This is a genomic window from Nocardia sp. BMG51109 (assembly GCF_000526215.1).
Classification (GTDB): Bacteria; Actinomycetota; Actinomycetes; order Mycobacteriales; family Mycobacteriaceae; genus Nocardia.
Genome location: NZ_JAFQ01000004.1, coordinates 5,361,262 through 5,379,010, shown reverse-complemented (window position 1 = coordinate 5,379,010; position 17,749 = coordinate 5,361,262). Strand labels below are relative to the sequence as shown.

The window sequence follows — 17,749 nt, the reverse complement described above, 5'->3', positions numbered from 1 at the left end:
AGCCGCCACCCGCCGGCCGCACACATTGGCCGAACGACCGTTCGGCTACGATGGAGATCCGAAACGACCGAGGGGGCTGCGAAGAAGGAGACCAGGCGCGATGACCGAGACCCGTCCGGCACGCGGGCACGACACCCGCCGCGCGATCGTGCGCGAAGCGGTCCGCATCGGCGCGGTGGAAGGACTGGACCGGCTGACCATCGGCCGCCTGGCCACCACCCTCGGCGCCAGCAAGAGCGGCGTATTCGGCCTGTACGGGTCGAAGCAGGAGCTGCAGCTGGCCGCCGTCGAGGAGGCCAAGGCCACCTTCATCGCCGAGGTCATCGGCCCCGCACTGCGGCAGCCGTCCGGCATCGACCGGCTGCGCACGCTGTGCGAGGCGTGGCTCGAGCACACCCGCGACGCCGCCGCCGACGGCGCCTGCTTCTTCCTCTCGGTCGGGGAGGAATTCGCGTCACGCCCCGGGCGGGTGCGCGACGCCATCGTGTCGGTGTGGCAGCAGTGGCACGAGTTCCATCGCCAGACCATCGTGGAAGCCCAGCAGCTGGGCGAGATCACCGCCGACACCGATCCGGCGCAGCTGGCCTTCGAACTGGCCGCACTGGAACGCGGCGCCGTCACCGACTCGACGCTGCTCGACGATCCGGCCGTCTTCGACCGGGCGCGCACCGGAATGCTGCGGCTCCTGCGCGAGCACGCCACGGATCCGGATCGGATCCCGGTCCCGCACACACCCGTTCGGCGGAACGGCTAGGTGGTGTGTCGAAGTGAAGTGAGGGTGGCACCGCTGCGTGGTGCCACCCTCATTTGCTTCTGAAAGTTGTTGTCTGCGTTGGCAGATGGGTGAGGTCTCCGGTAAGTAGTTCAGCGACCAAGCCAGAACGAATACCGGAGACCTCGTGCCCAGCGTAGCGGTGGCGGGGCGGTGGCGGGGCGGGCGGATCTCACCGATGCCCAGTGGGCGCGGCTGGAGCCGTTACTGCCTCGTCCGAAGAAGGCGGGACGCCCGCCGACATGGACGAAACGGCAGCTCATCGACGGGATCCGGTGGCGGACGCGGGTGGGTTGCCCGTGGCGTGACGTGCCGCCGCAGTACGGGTCGTGGTCGGCGGTGTACGGGTTGTTCCGCCGCTGGCAGCGCGGCGGGGTGTGGCTGGTGATCTGGAAGTTGTTGCAGGTCTTCGCTGATGCGGCCGGGCTGATCGGATGGCAGGTAAGTGTGGACTCCACGATCACCCGCGCCCATCCCCACGCTGCCGGTGCCCGCCGCGAGGGCGGCGGGCAGGCCGAACCGCCGGGCGGGCGCGGTGAGCCCGAGCCTGCCGATCACGGGTTGGGCCGGTCGCGGGGCGGCTGGACGAGCAAGCTGCATCTGGCGTGTGAGCAAGGCTGCCGAGTGCTGGCACTGTTGATCACCGCCGGTCAGGCCGCCGACAGCCCTCAATTCACGACCGTGCTCGACGCGATCGAGGTCGGCAAGCCGGTCGGCGGGCGGCCGCGGAAACGACCGGATCGGGTCCTTGCCGACAAGGCGTACTCCAGCCGTCATAACCGGGACTGGCTGCGTCGGCGCGGGATCAAGGCGACGATCCCGGTCCCGGCCGACCAGGCCGCCCACCGCCGCAATCGCGGCCGTGCCGGTGGCCGCCCCTCAGCGTTCGACTCGGTCGTCTACCGCGACCGCAACACCGTCGAACGAGGCATCAACCAGCTCAAACAGCACCGCGCCGTGGCGACCCGGTACGACAAGCTCGCCGTCCGCTACCTGGCCACCATCCACATCGCCGCAATCAACCAATGGCTCCGACACCAGTGAAGGCGGGCCACAAGCCCGCCTTCACTCACTTCGACACAGGCCCTAGCGCGGCGGCCCGCCGTCTCAGCGTGTGGACGGACGGGCTACCCCACCGCACCAGACCTGGCGAATGGCGCGGGTGGCGCCGATATCCGCGACCGGATCACCGTCCACCAGAACCAGATCCGCGCGGCCGCCGGGAGCGATCACACCCCGATCCGCGATGCCGAAGTAGCGCGCCGGCAGCGCGGTGGCCGCGTTCAGTGCCGCCACCGTCGACAACCCCGCCCGCACCAGCAGCTCCAGTTCGTGGTGCAGGCTCGCACCGAACTCGGGGTGAAAGGGAACCCCGGGAGTGTTGTTGGCGTCGGTGCCCGCCAGGATCGGCACGCCCGCGGCGTGCAGCTCGCCCACGCTCGTCAGTGCCGCCGTCCAGGCGTCCCGATCGCCGCCCGAGGCGATCCCCTCCGCCATGGCGAGGGTGGGCACCGCGACCCGGCCCCGACTCGCCATCCGGACGACATCGTGCCCCGGCAGCGGCGCACCCAGCGGGACGTGCGTGACGACGTCGGCGCCGGCATCCAGCGCCATCGCATACGCACCCGGCGCGGCGGCATGCGCGACGACCAGCATCCGCTGCGCATGTGCCGCCGCCACAACGGCTTTCGCCGTCACCGCGTCGGGGCCACCGGCACCGGGCTCCTCCAGCACCAGTTTCAGATAATCCGAGCCCGAGGTGACCCGCGCCGTCACCGCCTGCTCGGCCTCTTCGGCGCGATGGATGATCGCCTCCGCCGGGAGTATCCGGGCATGGCCGCCGCCCGGACCGATGACGGGCAGACCGGCGCTGCGCACGCTCGCCGTCCCGGTCAGCTGCCGCAGCGCGGCCACCGCCTCCGGTGGCCAGGCCGCCATGTCCAGCGCGGTCGTCACGCCTTGTGCCGCAAGCCGGTCCACCGCCTCCGGCCCGTCCAGGTGGACGTGCGCGTCGATCAGGCCCGGCAGCAGCACCCCGCCCTCGGCGTCGAGTATGCGCGCACCGGCGGGATCGGTGCCGATCACCGCTCCGTCGATCACCACGGTCACCGGCTCGCCGACGCGATGGCCGTCGAAGATCCGCACATTGGTCACCGCAGTCCTGGAAGGGGTTTCGGCTGCACTGTTCACGACGCTCGGCCTCCGATACATGGTTGGCTGCTGGTCACTTCCGGTCGGCCGCACCCACCGGTGTCGCACACCGACTGTATGCCACCCCCGCCCCGGCCCGGCTCGTCGTCGCGCGGCCTCCGCGGTGATCACGACCGGAAGATGTTGTGGCGCACGCGGCCCGACTCGCACACCGCCATCGCGAACAGTTCGCGCAGATGATCCTCGGACTGCCGCTGGATACCCCACCGGAAGCTCGACCAGGTCGGGTACATCGGCCGCCGCCCATCGACAACCCCACCAGCAACGGCGGCGAGTCGAGGGATTCGGCGTACTCGACCATGTCGGCGGCGTAGTCGAGCAGACTCAGCCCGGCGATGAGCGGCGCCCCGTCCTCGACGGGCAGGTCGTGATACCGCAGGTCCGGCGTGTGGACCCGGTATCCCCGCGCGGCGAATTCCTTCTCCGCCTCCGTCCAGAAGCCTCCGGTGCAGCCTGCCCGTGCATGAGCACAACGTGGCGGGGTGTCACGGCCGCGAAGTGGCGGGGTGTCACGGCCGCGAAGTGGCGGGTTGTCATGGCCGCGAACGTATCAGCTCATCAGGACGCAACGATGTCGCTCACCCTCCGGAAGACACCGCGTCAGTCGGGGAACGAGACCGAGAACGCATAGCCGATCAGGGCCGCGCTGATCACGGAGATGACGGCGATACTCCACATACGAACTCTCTTCGATTGGGTGACAAGCGAATTCAATCTACCGTGAGCTACGTCACGATGCGACCGCTACGGATATCCGCACAGGTGGAAGGGATTTCCCCCGGACGCCGAAGGGATCCGGCCACGCTCCTCGAGGCGCCGCACACACCGCCTGGGCCACACCGGACGAGATACCGCCCGCCGGTATGACTAGGATCGCCGAGACGGACAGCGCCCGGCGTGCCGCCGGGCTACGACGGGGGTGCCATGCGGATCGGTGTATACCTTGCCAAGACCATGCCATTGGACCAGGTGCTCGAACTGGTCCGGTCGGTCGCCGAGGCCGAGCTGGACAGCATGTTCTTCGGCCAGGTCTTCGGATGGGACGCGTTGACCCTCGCCGCCCTCGCCGGGCAGCACGCTCCCGGACTCGAGGTCGGCACCGCGGTCGTGCCGACCTATCCGCGCCATCCGGTCGCGCTCGCCGGGCAGGCGCTCACCACCGCCGCCGCACTCGGCGGGCCGCTCACGCTGGGCATCGGGCCCAGTCATCCACCCGTGATCGAGAACGCCTACGGGGTGCCGTATGCGCGCCCCGCCGCGCACAGCCGCGAGTTCCTGTCGATCCTGGGGCCTCTGCTCCGCGGTGAGCAGGTCGACGTCCACGGCGAAATCCTCAGCGCCACCGCCGCACTGGACATTCCCGCACCGGCCACGCCCTCGGTGCTGCTCGCCGCCCTCGGCCCGAAGATGCTGGACATCGCGGGAACTCTCGCTGACGGCACGGTAACCACCTGGGCGACACCGGAATTCATCGCCGACACCATCGCCCCGCGGCTGCGCGCCGCCGCCGGCTCCGCGGGACGGCCCGCCCCGCGCATAGCCGCCATCGTCACCGCCGCGGTGACCGACGATCCCGGCAGCGTCGGCGAGGCCGTGGCCCAGCGGACGGCGCCGGTGGCCCGACTGCCCAGCTACCGTGAACTTCTCGATCGCCAGGGGCTCGCCGCCGCGAGCGAGACCGCCGTCCTCGGCGACGAGTCCACGGTCGCCGCGCACGTGCGTGACTTCGCCGCCGCCGGCACCACGGACCTGCTGGTCAGCCCGATCGGGTCGCCGGTCGATCAGTCCCGGACACTCGCGCTCCTGCGGGACCTGCGCGCCACGACCTGAACCTCGCGGACGTCGAAAGCCCTGCGGCGCAATTCGTTCGCGCTGTAGCCCTTGTCAACGGGTCGATTCTCCCACTGTCGGCATCAGGCAGGCCGGTCGGTCATGCTCGCCGTGGCCCTCGATTTTCCCTCCCTGCTTTGTTGTTCGAATCGACTTGTTCGTCGTTCGTCAGTGTCAGCCGGACATGAGAGGAGATTAATGTTCAGATGCGCATATAGGTGTATAGGTATCAAATCAACCAGCTCGAATCGGAAGACTTGTGACGAGCCGGATGTTGTTCTCCCGCACCAGGAGAAACGGCAGGCGCCGGTGTCCCGGCGCCTGCCGTCGAGGGGCTCTCCCCTACCGCTTGTTCCGCTCCCGCTTCTCGCGCACCCGAACCGAGATCCGGACCGGGGAGCCGTCGAAGCCGAATTCCTCGCGCAACCGGCGCTCCAGGAAGCGGCGGTAGCCGGCCTCCAGGAAGCCGGTGGTGAACAGCACGAAGGTCGGCGGGCGGGTGGTGGCCTGGGTGGCGAACAGCACCCGCGGCAGCCGGCCGCCGCGCATCGGCGGCGGAGTGGCCGCGACGACCTCCTTGAGCCAGGAGTTCAGCCGGCCGGTGGAGATGCGCTTGTCCCAGGATTCCAGCGCGGTTTCCATTGCGGGAACAAGCTTCTGGACCGCGCGCCCGGTGTGCGCGGAAATATTCACCCGCTGTGCCCACGGCACCCGCAGCAGATCCCGGTCCACCTCGCGCTCGAGCTGGTACCGCCGATCCTCGTCGACCAGGTCCCACTTGTTGAACGCCAGCACCAGCGCCCGGCCGGCGTCGGCGATCATGGCGATCACCCGCTGGTCCTGCTCGGTCATCGGCTGCGAGGCGTCGATCAGCATGACGGCGACCTCGGCGGCCTCGATGGCGGCCTTGGTGCGCAGCGAGGCGTAGTACTCGGTGCCGCTGGCATTGGCGACCTTGCGGCGCAGCCCGGCGGTATCCACGAAACGCCAAGGCTTACCGCCCAATTCGACCAGCGAATCGACCGGATCGACGGTGGTGCCGGCCACGTCGTGCACCACCGAGCGCTCGTCGCCGGCCAGCTTGTTCAGCAGGCTGGACTTACCCACGTTCGGCTTGCCGACCAGCGCGACGCGGCGCGGGCCCCCGGCCACGCCGCCGCCCTCCCGGGGCGTCTCGGGCAGCACCTCGAGCACGTCGTCGAGCAGATCACCGGTGCCACGACCGTGCGCGGCCGACACCGAGCGCGGCTCACCGAGCCCCAGCGACCACAGCACCGCGGTCTCGGCCTCCATCCGCTCCCCGTCCACCTTGTTGGCGACGAGGATGACCGGGGTCTTGGAGCGGCGCAACACCTTTGCCGCGGCCTCGTCGGTCGCCGTCGCACCCACGGTGGCGTCGACGACCAGCAGGATGGCGTCGGCGGTCCGCATCGCCAGCTCGGCCTGCCGGGCCACCGCCTGCTGCAAACCCTTGGCGTCGGGTTCCCAGCCGCCGGTGTCCTGCACCAGGAACTGCCGGCCCAGCCAGGTCGCCTCGTAGGAGATGCGGTCGCGGGTCACGCCCGGCACATCCTCCACCACGGCCTCGCGCCGGCCCAGGATCCGGTTCACCAGTGTCGATTTGCCGACGTTCGGCCGCCCGACGACGGCCAGCGTGGGCATCGGCACGTGCTCGTGTGCCTCGACGTCACCGTCGAGATCGGCCATCTCCCATTCGGTTTCGTCGGTCCACACGCCGTCGCCGGCGAAGGTGTCCGGTGAGGTCACGATCGGCCTCCTGCCGAAATCTTTTGCAGCACAACGCGGTACAGCTCGTCGATGACCTGTTCCCGGGTGAGCTCGCTGGTGTCGACCGGGATCGCGTCGGCGGCCGGGCGCAGCGGCGACACCGCCCGGGTGGAGTCCAGGTTGTCGCGGCGCTGCACATCGGCCAGCACCGCGGCGTAGTCGTCGCCGCGCCCCTCGGCGATGTTCTGCTGGTTGCGCCGCTCGGCGCGCGCCTCGGCCGAGGCGGTCAGGTAGATCTTGGCGGCGGCGTCCGGCAGCACGACCGTGCCGATGTCGCGGCCCTCGACGACGATGCGCCCGGCGCCCGCGGCGATCTCGCGCTGCAACGCCACCAGCTGCTCACGCACCTCCGGCACCGCCGACACCGCCGACACGGCCCGCGTGACGGCGCCGCCGCGGATCTCCGCGGAGACATCCTCGCCGTCGAGCTCGATCACCTCGCGGCTGGGGTCGGTGCCGACGGTCAGCGCCATATCCTTCACCGCGGTGCCGATCCCCGCCGGATCGGTCAGCTCGACGCCGCCGCGCAGCACCCGCAGCGTCGCCGCCCGGTACATGGCGCCGGTGTCGAGATAGCGCGCGCCCAGCCGGGTGGCCAGCCTGCGCGACACGCTCGACTTGCCGGTGCCCGACGGACCGTCCATCGCGACGACCAGCGCCGCCCGGGACGGTTCGTGCGTGACCTCCGCATCGTCCACGACGACCCCTCCTGCATACCCACCGTTCACAACGCCACCGCCTCGTAGAGCTTGCCGATTTCGTCGCGGCCCAGCACCCGCAGCGTGCCGGGCCGTTGGTCGCCCAGCGCGACCGGGCCGATGTTGGTGCGCACCAGCGCCGTCACCGGATAGCCGACCTGCTCCAGCAGCCGGCGCACGATGTGTTTGCGCCCCTCGTGCAGCACGATCCGGACCAGCGACCGGCCCTCGCCGACCTCCAGCACGTGGAACTTGTCCACCGTCGCCGGGCCGTCGTCGAGCTGCACGCCCGCGCGCAGCTCCTTGCCGACCCCGCGGTGCACCTCGCCGTTCACCGTCGCCAGATACGTCTTGTGCACCTCGAACGACGGATGCATGAGCCGGTGCGCCAGATCGCCGTCGTTGGTGAGCAGCAGCAGGCCCTCGGTCTCGGCGTCCAGGCGGCCGACGTGGAACAGCCGCTGCCCGGCCATCACCCGCTCGGCGACGATATCGCCCACGCAGGGGCGGCCGAGCTCGTCGGACATGGTGGACTGGTAGCCCTTCGGCTTGTTCAGCGCCAGGTACACCTGCTCGTCGCGCACCACGACCCGCACGCCGTCGACCCGGACCACCGCCTGGTCGGGATCGATGCGCAGGCCCTGCTCGCGCACGATCGCACCGTCGACCTCGACGCGGCCCTGGTCGATCAGCTCCTCGGCGGCGCGGCGGGAGCCGACGCCGGCCCGGGCCAGCACCTTCTGCAACCGCTCCCCCTCGCCCCAGGGCAGCTTCTTCGGGCCGGTCTCGCGGGACTCCTCCGCCTCGACGTTCTGATGCCGGGCGGGCTTGGCGAAGCTGAGCACGGTCGGCGACTTGCGCTGCGGCTTCGGTTTCGGCTTGCGGCCGGGCGCGGGTTTCGGGGTCAGCGGGCGGCCGCCGCCGATGCTCGGTTTGCCTGCGAGCGAACGGCTTTCGCCGCGTCCCGGTGGAAATCCCTGGTCCGCCTGGCGATTACCGCCGCGACCGGTGGCACGCCCGCGCGCGCTGTCGCCGCGGTCCGGCCGCGGGCCGCCGCGACCGGTATCGAACCCGCCGCGCCCCTGGGCATTCCGGTGCGCACCGAAACCTCCGCGATCATCCCGGAAGCCGGGCCGGTCGCCGGTGCGCCCCTGTGCGGAACCGCCCCGGCCCGGCCGCCCGCGCGACGCGTTCTCCCGGTCGAATCGATCCGAATTCTCGCGGCGGGCACCATACCCACCACGATCGTCACGACGAGCGCCGTAACCACCACGATCACGACGGGCATCGCTACCACCACGATCATCCCGGCCGGCGCCATAGCCACCGCGATCGTCACGACGGGCACCGTAACCACCGCGATCGTCACGACGAGCATCGCTACCACCACGATCGTTGCGGCGAGCGCCGTAGCCGCCGCGATCGTCCCGCCCGGCACCGTAACCGCCGCGGCCTTCCCGGCCGGCCCCTCCCCGTCCGGAGAACCCGCCACCGCCGTCGCCGCCGCGGCCACCACCCCCGCGCGACCCCGGGGCGCCGCGGCCCCGCGCCGCGCCGCCACGGGGCGGCTCCGCGCTGCGTTTTCTACGATCCGGTGTGCCATCTCGGCGAGCGGGTGTATTCACGATGTCCTGTCAATCCTCGGAGCCGAGGTCGATGTCGTCCTCGGCGGGTTTCCTCAGCCTGGTGTACCGCGGATCGGTCTCCAGGCTCTCGTTGATCTCATCGATCAGGTCGACCCCCGGCAGCAGCGGGGCCAGCGGCGGCAGTTCCGCCAGCGACGCGAGCCCGATCCGCTCCAGGAACAGTTCGGTGGTGACGTACAGGGTGCCGTTGGTCTCCGGGTCCGCCCCGGACTCGGCGATGAGACCGCGGGCCACCAGCGTGCGGATCACACCGTCGACGTTCACACCACGCACGGCGCTGACCCGTGCTCGCGTAACCGGTTGACGATAGGCGATCACCGCCAGAGTTTCCAAAGCGGCCCTGGTGAGCTTGGACCGCGCGCCGTCGAGCAGCATACGTTCGACGTACGGCGCGTAGTCGGTGCGGGTGTAGTAGCGCCAGCCGTCCCCGACGAACCGCAGGTCGATCCCGCTCCCCCGCGCCGTCAGTTCGGCCGCCATCTCCCGCAGCGCCCGCTCGACCCGCTGCCGGTCGCCGTCCAGCGCCGATGCGAGCGATTCGGCCGACGCGGGCGCGTCGACGATCAGCAGCATCGCCTCCAGCGCCGCCCGGAACTCGGCCTCGTCGAGGACGCGGTCACCGGCCTCCCCCACCTCGCCGGCAACGGCCGTACCCGTGCCGGAAATCACGTCCGGCCGCGTCTCCCCAACGGCCACACCGGCGACGGCCACAACGCTCTCCGACTCCGCGGCAAGCCCGTCCCCCGAAGCAGTCCCGCCACGCCCCGGCTCGGCACCGGATACAGCCACATCCCCGGCGACGACATCGCCCTCTGCGTTCGTGGTGGCACCGATAACCGCTGCCGCATCGCTTCCCGGCCCGGGAGCGGGCGAGTCCCCGCCGCAGGCGGCGGAAACGTCGTCCGCGGCGGTCGCAGCTTCGGAATCGGTACCCGCGCCTGCGGCGACGGCCCCGTCCCGGCCGGGCTCGGCGGCCGGGACGGTCACATCCGAGTCCCCGGCGGCCGCCTCGGGGGTCTGCGGTTCGGCGGCGTCGGAGCGGCCCGCATCGGTATCGGTGGGGGCCTCCGGTTCGGGGCCGCTCGGCTCCGTCGCCCCGGTGTCCGCCATCGTCATGCGTAGTCCTCGTCTATCGAGATCGTCGGTGTCTGCCCGTCGGTCGATTCCCCGAGCCAGCTGATCGCCAGGGGGCCCAGCGGGTCGGGCTGGTCGAATTCGATGGTCTTGCCTCGGTAGAGCTCCAGCAGCGCCAGGAACCGGGCGACGATCTCGATCGGCACGTCGCAGTCGGCGCACAGCTCACGGAACGTCGTCCATCCGCCCGGCCCGCGATTCTTCAGCATTTCCAGCACCAGCGCGGCCTGCTCGGCGACCGAGACGGTATGGGCGTGCAGGTGGTCCAGGCCGACCTTCGGTGCCGGGCGGGGCCGGAACGCCGCCGCGGCGATCTCGGCGAAGCCGGCGGCGTCGACACCCAGCGTAACCTCCGGCAGCAGGTCCAGAAACCGCTCCTCGAGCGAGACCGCCCGCGGGTACCGCCGCAGCGCCGCCTGCTCCAGCTCGCCCAACAGCTCCGCGACCTGCTTGAACGCCCGGTACTGCAGCAGCCGCGCGAACAACAGGTCGCGCGCCTCCAGCAGTTCCAGATCGTCCTCGTCGCTGACCTCACCGGACGGCAGCAGCCGCGCCGCCTTCAGGTCCAGCAGCGTCGCGGCCACCACCAGAAATTCGGTGGTCTGGTCGAGGATCTTGTCCGCGCGCAGGGCCGGATCCGCTTCCAGCGTCGCGGTCAGTTCCCGCGTATACGCGATGAATTCGTCGGTGACCTGGTGCAGCGCGACCTCGGTGACATCGAGGCGGCGTTGACTGATCAACTGCAGCAACAGGTCGAACGGACCCTCGAAGTTGCTCAGCCGCAGGTGGAATCCGGTGGATCTGTCCGGATTGTCCGGCGCGGCGTCGGCGGCCGGGTCCGCGACGGAACTCGGCGAATCGGCGGGGGTGGGCGAATCCTGAACTGCTGGCTGGGGAGTCTCCGTCACCGGCCCGACCGGTGGATGACTTCCCGTGCCATCGACCGATACGCTTCCGCGCCACCGGATTTCGGCGCCCACGTGGTGATCGGCTCACCGGCGACACTGGCGTCCGGGAACCGCACGGTCCGGTTGATCACGGTGTCGTACACCAGATCGCCGAACACCTCCACCACTCGGGTCATCACCTGCCGCGAATGCAGCAACCGCGCATCGAACATGGTCACTACGATGCCGGACAGGCTCAGCCGCGGGTTCAACCGGTCCCGCACCTTCTCCACGGTGTCGGTCAGCAGGGCCAGCCCGCGCAGCGAGAAGTATTCGCATTCCATCGGGATTATCACGCCGTCGGCGCAGGCCAGGGCGTTGACGGTGAGCAGGCCCAGCGACGGCTGGCAGTCGATGAGGATGTAGTCGTAGCTGTGCCGCAGCGAGGCCAGCACGCGGCCCAGCGTCTGCTCCCGGCCGACCTCGTTGACCAGCTGGATCTCCGCGGCGGACAGGTCGATGTTGCTGGGCAGCAGATCCATGTTGTCGACCTTGGTCTTCATCAGCACGTCGCTCGCGGTGGCGCGGCCGCCGACCAGCAGGTTGTGCACGGTGAGGTCCAGGTCGTGGTGGGCGACGCCGAGACCCGCAGATAACGCGCCCTGCGGATCCAGATCGACCAGCAGCACGCGGCGGCCGTATTCGGCGAGGGCGGCACCGAGATTGATGGTGGAGGTCGTCTTGCCGACGCCACCCTTCTGGTTGCACATGGCGACGATCTGCGCCTCACCCTCGCCGGAGACCGGTGGGGGATCCGGAATCTCGCGCAGGGGGCGTCCGGTCGGTCCGAGTTCCGTGCCGTCCGCCACGATGTCCTTCGCCTCCCATAGTGTTTGGGCCGCCTGCTCTATTCGCGGGCCTGACCGGGTCTGTGAAAGCGGTTCTGCCGCAGCTCCGATCGGCGGCTTGGCCGCACCGGCTGTCGTCATATCCGCTGCTCCTTCAGTTTTCCTGCCCATGCCCCGCCGCGCGCTGCGAGGCAGTTCCCACCTGGCGCTACCCAGGGTCGCACCGGGACCCCATAGACGCTACCGCCTCCGAGCGCAAGACCTACGCTCGGACACGCTCTGTGAGGATGCCCGCCGCACCGCCGGTTCCGAGTGTGACCACGAGTACCACGCTGCCGTCAACAGTAACCGCGGAGCCGATCCGGCATCGGCCGGTTCCGGCACACGCGCGGCCCGCGATCAGGTCCCGTCCGGTGACCTCGGCGGGACGACCCAGGTCGGCTCGTCGCCACTCGACGCGGCATCGGGGACGGCGCGTCCCGGGAATCCCTGCGGTACGGCCGGTCCGGGCTTGTGCACCGAACCGTCCGCGAACAGTTCCCAGCGGAAGGCCGGGTCACCGACGGCGACCGTCGCAAGGGTACGGGTGAACTCGCCGAGATCCGCCGATTCGCGATGCGATGTCACAAGAACGCCGAACTCGGCGTCCGCCCGGCCGCCGAGCGCCCGGGCGGACAATTGCCATATCATCCCATCACTGGCCGCTCCGGCAACACGTCCCGAGGACGGCGGGCCTACCGCGCCCGCGGATGTGCCGTCGCCCAGACCTCGTGCAGGGTGTTCACCGTGACCAGCGTGTAGATCTGGGTCGTCGTGACCGACGCGTGCCCCAGCAGTTCCTGCACCACCCGGACGTCGGCCCCGCCGTCCAGCAGATGGGTCGCGAACGAATGGCGCAGCGTATGCGGCGAGACGGCCGCGCCGATGCCCGCGCGGTCGGCGGCGTCCTGCAGCACCTGCCAGGCGCTCTGCCGGGTCAGGCGCCCGCCCCGGGCGTTCAGGAACAGCGCCGGGATCCCCTTGCCGCGCAACGACAGTGCGGGGCGGCCGCGCACCAGATACGCCTCCAGCGCCGCCAGCGCCGGGCGGCCGACCGGCACCATGCGCTGCCTGCCGCCCTTGCCGTGCAGCACCACCGCCCGCTCACCGGTGTCGATGTCGTCGACGTCCAGCCCGATCACCTCGGAGATCCGCGCGCCGGTGGAGTACAGCAGTTCGAGCAGCGCGCGATCGCGCAGCCCGCGCGGGCCGCCGTCGGCCTGCCCGGCACCGCCCGCCGCCTCGAGCAGCCGGGAGATCTGGTCGTAGGGAAGCGCTTTCGGCAGTCGGCGGGCGGGCGTGGGCGGTTTCACCGCATGGGCGACGTCGCCGGCGGTGAGGCCCTCGGCGGCGGCGAACCGATGCAGGCCGCGCACGGCGACCAGACTGCGCGCGGCCGAACTGGCCGCCAGCGGCGGATGGTCGCCGCCCCCGGCGCGCAGCGACACCACGAAATCGCCGATATCGCCCTCGGTGACCCGGTCCAGTTCCTCGATCCCGCGGCGCGCCAGGAACTCCCGGTACCGCTCCAGGTCGCGCCGGTAGGCGCTGGAGGTGTTGCGCGCCGCGCCCCGCTCGACCGTCAGATGGTCGAGATACGCCTCGATCTGCCGCCGCAACACCCGCCGCTCCTTACCGCCGCGCCCGGCGCCGGAACCGCATGCCCTCGGCCACGACGACCCGCGGCTGCGGCATCCGAGACGACCCTGCGGTATTCACGGTCACATCATGGCAGCAGGGCCCGACACCGCGCAGACCGAGACACGCGACACGGGTACACCCCTCGCCGCGCCGACGGCCCCTCGGGCCGAGCAGCGTCCACCGAGCCGCGGACAGAACCCCCGAGCACCGTCAGGGTGGTGCACCGGGCACCGCAGATCCAGCACGCACCGCCAGGATCCACCACGCACCATCAAGATCCAGCACGCACCACCAAGATCCAGCACGCACCATCAGGGATCCACCACGCACCACCAAGTCCGCCGGACACCATCAAAATCCACCAGGCACGGACGAGGCCCACCGGCTCACAGGCTCAGCGCCGCCCGCAGCCGGGTGTCCAGCGCGTCCATCTCCTCCGCGCTGAGCTCACCGGTCAGTTCGGCCAGCCACACCCGGTAGACCCGATGGAACTCGAGCGCATCGGCCCAGCCGTGGCAGGTGTGGATGGTCAGCACGTGCCCGGGATCGGCCTCGGCGATCGGCACCACGTGCAGCCAGCGATAGGGCGAGGTGATCACCGCGTGATCCGAGACCACCACGACGGTCGTCCGCCGCGGGGCCGGCGTGCCGTCGGGCAGCACCGGGGCGTATCGCCAGACCTCGCCGCGCCTCATGCGGCGCCGCGGGCAGACCGACGCGGATCGGCCTCGTTCGTTCCCCCGGCGGTAGTCGGCAGCGGCGACAGGCTCCGGCTCGCACGTCCGGCCGCCTCGCGCACCCGGGTGTCCACCTGCGCATCCAGCAGGACTGTCACCGGGTTCGCCTCGCGCATACACTCATGCATACCAGAGCGACGCCACGCCAGAAACCCGGCGGCAACCCGCCCGCGAGGATTCGGTTCGCATGAGTCGCAGCCGTTTTCGTTCCCGCGATACGCACCGGCCGGTTCCGTCTCAGTCCGCCCCGCCCGCCTTGCGCTCGAGAAACGCCGTCGGCATGCCGGGCCACGGGGAATCCGCCGGGCGCGGCGCGATCCCCCGGCCGCGCGCGGCCGACAGCGCCAGCACACCCGCCACCGCCGTCGCGTTCACGATCTCGCCCGACAGCGCCGCGCGCACCGCCTCGTCCAGCGGCATGCGCACGATCTCGAGGTCGGCCTCCTCGAATTCCGGTTCGGGGCGATCGGTTTCGGACAGCCCGGCGGCCAGATAGATGCGCAGCGACTCGTCGGTGAAGCCGGGCGACAACGCGACATCCACCAGCACCGACCAGTCCCGGGCCGCCAGGCCGGTCTCCTCGGCCAGTTCGCGCCGGGCCGCCGCCAGCGGATCCTCCCCGGGCTCGTCGAGCAGGCCGGCGGGCAACTCCAGCAGCCGGCGGCCGATCGGATGCCGGTACTGGTTGATCAGCACGAGATCGCCGTCGTCGTCCAGCGCGGCGACCGCGACCGCGCCGTGGTGCTCGATCACCTCGCGCTCCACGACCCGGCCGCCCGGCATCGCGACCTGATCCAGCCGCAGCGCCAGGATCGCGCCCGAATAGACGGTCTCGCTGGACACCGTCTCGAAGTCGTGACTGCCGGGAACGACGGGCCCCGCCTGGTCACGCGCGTCACTCGGCCCGGTCGTCACTGGGCTACCCACTGCCCCTCGTCGGCGGTGACCTCGCCCTCGATATCGACCGGAAGCCGTTCGGCCGCCTTGTATTTCAGGGCCGCGTTGACCAGCCCGGCGAACAGCGGATGCGGCCGGGTGGGCCGGCTCTTCAGCTCCGGATGCGCCTGGGTGCCCACGAAATACGGATGCCGATCGGCGGGCAGCTCGATGAACTCGACCAGATGGCCGTCCGGGGACGTGCCGCTGAACCGCAGCCCGCTCTGCGCGATCTTGTCGCGGTAGGCGTTGTTCACCTCGAAGCGGTGCCGGTGCCGCTCGGACACCTCGGTGGCGCCGTAGGCCTGCGCGACCACCGAATCCTGCTGCAGCACGGCCGGATAGGCGCCCAGCCGCATGGTGCCGCCCAGATCGGCCTCGCCGGCCACCGCCAGCTCCTGATCGGCCATCGTCGAGATCACCGGATGCTTGGTGTCGGGCTCGAACTCGGCCGAGTTCGCGTCGTCCAGGCCGATCGAGCGGGCCGCCTCGATCACCATGCAGTGCAGCCCCAGGCACAGCCCGAGCAGCGGGATCCCGCGGGTGCGGGCGTAGTGGACGGCGCCGATCTTGCCCTCGATGCCGCGGATACCGAAGCCGCCGGGGATCAGCACCGCGTCCGCGTCGTGCAGATGATGCTGGGCGCCGGCCGGGGTCTCGCATTCGTCGGACTGCACCCAGCGCAGGTTCACCTTCGCCTTGGCCGCGAATCCGCCCGCGCGCAACGCCTCGGTCACCGACAGGTAGGCATCCGGCAGATCGACGTACTTGCCGACCAGTGCGACGGTCACCTGCTCGCGCGGATTGTGCACCCGATCGAGCAGGTCGCCCCACACCGTCCAGTCCACGTCCCGGAACGGCAGCCCGAGCTTGCGCACCACGTACGCGTCCAGGCCCTCACGGTGCAGCACCCGCGGGATGTCGTAGATCGACGGCGCGTCCGGGGTCGATATGCAGGCGTCGACGTCGACGTCGCACATCAGCGCGATCTTGTTCTTCAGCGGCTGCGGCACCTCGCGATCGCAGCGCAGGATCAGCGCGTCGGGCTGGATGCCGATATTGCGCAGCGCCGCAACGGAATGCTGGGTCGGCTTGGTCTTCAGCTCACCCGACGGCGCCAGGTACGGCACCAACGTGACGTGCAGGAAGAAGACGTTCTCCCGCCCCACCTCGTGCCGGATCTGGCGGGCGGCCTCCAGGAACGGCTGCGACTCGATATCGCCCACCGTGCCGCCGATCTCGGTGATCACGATGTCCGGCACCTGGCCGTACAGGTCCGGGCCGGCGGTCGCCAGGATGCGGAACTTGATCTCGTCGGTGATGTGCGGAATCACCTGGACGGTGTCGCCGAGGTATTCGCCGCGCCGCTCCTTGGCGATCACCGACGAATAGACCTGCCCCGTGGTGACATTCGCATCCCGCGACAGATTCCGGTCCAGGAAGCGCTCGTAGTGACCGACGTCGAGGTCGGTCTCGGCGCCGTCCTCGGTCACGAACACCTCACCGTGCTGGAAGGGGTTCATGGTGCCGGGATCGACGTTCAGATAGGGATCGAGCTTCTGCATCGTGACGCGCAGGCCCCGCGCGGTGAGCAGCTGGCCGAGGCTGGAGGCGGTAAGTCCCTTACCCAGAGAAGAAGCGACGCCACCACTGACGAAGATGAATTTGGTGGTCGTCTGAGGGGGAGAGAGCGCCGGAATCCGTGATTGACCCACGGGACTTCACGTTAACACGAAAATCGTTCGTGAATCGAACGCCACGCGAGGTAACCGCGCGATGGCTGGGCCGATTCTCGTCCCATCCGTCCCATCCGGCGCTGGCTGCACATCCGCACCTTCTTACCCGGTCGCGGCCACCGCGGCGAGGTCATCGACCGTTCCCGACATGATCGTCCGGAGGTGTGCCGTGATGCGCTCGAGTGGCCAGTCCCACCACGCGAGGGCGAGCAGCCGGTCGATATCCGCGGGGTCGTAGCGGTGCCGGATGACCCGCGCCGGATTGCCGCCCGCGATCGCGTAGTCGGGTACGTCGTCGACGACGACCGAACCGGACGCGACGATCGCGCCGTGCCCGATGCGCACGCCCGGCATCACCATCGTCCGGTAACCCAGCCACACATCGTGGCCCAGCACCGTGTCGCCGCGGCCCGGCAGACCGGCGATCAGGTCGAAGTGTTCGGCCCAGGAGCCGCCCATGATCGGGAACGGGAACGTCGACGGCCCGTCCATGCGGTGGTTGGCGCCGTTCATGATGAACCGCACACCCTCGCCCAATGCGCAGAACCTGCCGATCACCAGCCGCTCCGGACCGTAGTGATACAGCACGTTGCGGGTCTCGAACGCGGTGGGATCGTCCGGGTCGTCGTAGTACGTGAACTCTCCCACCTCGATCAGCGCGGAGGTGATCAGCGGCTTCAGCAGCACCACCCGCGGCTGGTCCGGCATCGGATGCAGCACGGTCGGATCGGCCGGCACGGGCATTCGAGTCATCCTTCGCAGTCGGATGCCCGGCCCGCCCGCGGCACGCGTTGCGGCGCGACCGAAGACGGCCGGACTCGGGCCGACAATGCTAGCCACCCGGAG

General features: G+C 70.3%; 16 protein-coding genes and 2 pseudogenes. 3 read left to right on the top strand and 15 right to left on the bottom strand.

The features are described 5' to 3' along the window. Positions 1–100 precede the first annotated feature (100 nt). Both D892_RS0125795 and D892_RS0125790 read left to right on the top strand, forming a co-directional pair. The gene (locus tag D892_RS0125795) at positions 101–754 is read left to right on the top strand and encodes a TetR/AcrR family transcriptional regulator (RefSeq protein ID WP_024804000.1); all 654 of its coding nucleotides are present in this window, start codon (positions 101–103) and stop codon (positions 752–754) included. A gap of 171 nt (positions 755–925) precedes the next feature. Continuing rightward, positions 926–1,816, top strand: a complete 891-nt coding sequence (locus tag D892_RS0125790; RefSeq protein WP_024803999.1) for an IS5 family transposase — start codon at positions 926–928, stop codon at positions 1,814–1,816. Positions 1,817–1,879: 63 nt separating this feature from the next. Here the strand turns inward: D892_RS0125790 and D892_RS0125785 are convergent, their stop codons facing one another. Both D892_RS0125785 and D892_RS49710 read right to left on the bottom strand, forming a co-directional pair. Then, complete coding sequence (locus D892_RS0125785) at positions 1,880–2,926, bottom strand: amidohydrolase family protein (protein WP_024803998.1); 1,047 nt, start codon at positions 2,924–2,926, stop codon at positions 1,880–1,882. Positions 2,927–2,996: 70 nt separating this feature from the next. Continuing rightward, a pseudogene (locus tag D892_RS49710) lies at positions 2,997–3,374 on the bottom strand (hypothetical protein); the annotation flags it as partial. A 533-nt stretch (positions 3,375–3,907) separates the two neighbouring features. Here D892_RS49710 and D892_RS0125775 point away from each other — a divergent pair. Next, positions 3,908–4,813: a TIGR03564 family F420-dependent LLM class oxidoreductase gene (locus D892_RS0125775; RefSeq protein ID WP_024803997.1), complete on the top strand. Its 906-nt coding sequence runs from the start codon at positions 3,908–3,910 to the stop codon at positions 4,811–4,813. Positions 4,814–5,155: 342 nt separating this feature from the next. On the opposite strand, the gene der is transcribed toward D892_RS0125775, so the two are convergent. From der to D892_RS0125705, 13 genes and pseudogenes are all read right to left on the bottom strand, one after another. Beyond that, a complete protein-coding gene (gene der / locus D892_RS0125770; protein WP_024803996.1) occupies positions 5,156–6,580 on the bottom strand; it encodes a ribosome biogenesis GTPase Der in 1,425 nt (474 codons plus the stop codon). After that, on the bottom strand, positions 6,577–7,245 hold the full coding sequence (gene cmk, locus D892_RS0125765; protein WP_036569860.1) for a (d)CMP kinase: 669 nt from the start codon (positions 7,243–7,245) through the stop codon (positions 6,577–6,579). The genes der and cmk overlap by 4 nt, the downstream gene beginning before the upstream one ends. 80 nt (positions 7,246–7,325) lie before the next feature. Further along, positions 7,326–8,480, bottom strand: a pseudogene (locus D892_RS0125760) (pseudouridine synthase); the annotation flags it as partial. 453 nt (positions 8,481–8,933) lie between these two features. Beyond that, complete coding sequence (gene scpB / locus D892_RS42140; RefSeq protein WP_063630051.1) at positions 8,934–9,611, bottom strand: SMC-Scp complex subunit ScpB; 678 nt, start codon at positions 9,609–9,611, stop codon at positions 8,934–8,936. 446 nt (positions 9,612–10,057) lie between these two features. Beyond that, a complete protein-coding gene (locus D892_RS0125745) occupies positions 10,058–10,987 on the bottom strand; it encodes a segregation/condensation protein A (protein WP_024803991.1) in 930 nt (309 codons plus the stop codon). Then, positions 10,984–11,955 carry a ParA family protein gene (locus D892_RS0125740; protein WP_036567485.1) on the bottom strand — a complete coding sequence of 324 codons (972 nt, stop codon included), beginning with the start codon at positions 11,953–11,955 and terminating at the stop codon, positions 10,984–10,986. Before D892_RS0125740 ends, D892_RS0125745 begins: the two co-directional genes overlap by 4 nt. A 258-nt stretch (positions 11,956–12,213) precedes the next feature. Beyond that, positions 12,214–12,504, bottom strand: coding sequence for a hypothetical protein (locus tag D892_RS0125735; protein WP_024803989.1), 291 nt, complete (start codon positions 12,502–12,504; stop codon positions 12,214–12,216). A gap of 44 nt (positions 12,505–12,548) precedes the next feature. After that, positions 12,549–13,475: a site-specific tyrosine recombinase XerD gene (gene xerD, locus D892_RS0125730; protein ID WP_024803988.1), complete on the bottom strand. Its 927-nt coding sequence runs from the start codon at positions 13,473–13,475 to the stop codon at positions 12,549–12,551. 405 nt (positions 13,476–13,880) lie between these two features. Continuing rightward, positions 13,881–14,189: a hypothetical protein gene (locus D892_RS0125725; RefSeq protein WP_024803987.1), complete on the bottom strand. Its 309-nt coding sequence runs from the start codon at positions 14,187–14,189 to the stop codon at positions 13,881–13,883. Further along, positions 14,186–14,347: a hypothetical protein gene (locus tag D892_RS47020; RefSeq protein ID WP_156959676.1), complete on the bottom strand. Its 162-nt coding sequence runs from the start codon at positions 14,345–14,347 to the stop codon at positions 14,186–14,188. Before D892_RS47020 ends, D892_RS0125725 begins: the two co-directional genes overlap by 4 nt. A 121-nt stretch (positions 14,348–14,468) precedes the next feature. Further along, the gene (locus D892_RS0125715; RefSeq protein WP_024803986.1) at positions 14,469–15,146 is read right to left on the bottom strand and encodes an NUDIX hydrolase; all 678 of its coding nucleotides are present in this window, start codon (positions 15,144–15,146) and stop codon (positions 14,469–14,471) included. After that, a complete protein-coding gene (locus D892_RS0125710) occupies positions 15,143–16,882 on the bottom strand; it encodes a CTP synthase (protein WP_024803985.1) in 1,740 nt (579 codons plus the stop codon). The genes D892_RS0125715 and D892_RS0125710 overlap by 4 nt, the downstream gene beginning before the upstream one ends. 123 nt (positions 16,883–17,005) lie before the next feature. Then, the gene (locus D892_RS0125705) at positions 17,006–17,647 is read right to left on the bottom strand and encodes a CatB-related O-acetyltransferase (protein ID WP_024803984.1); all 642 of its coding nucleotides are present in this window, start codon (positions 17,645–17,647) and stop codon (positions 17,006–17,008) included. Positions 17,648–17,749: the final 102 nt, after the last annotated feature.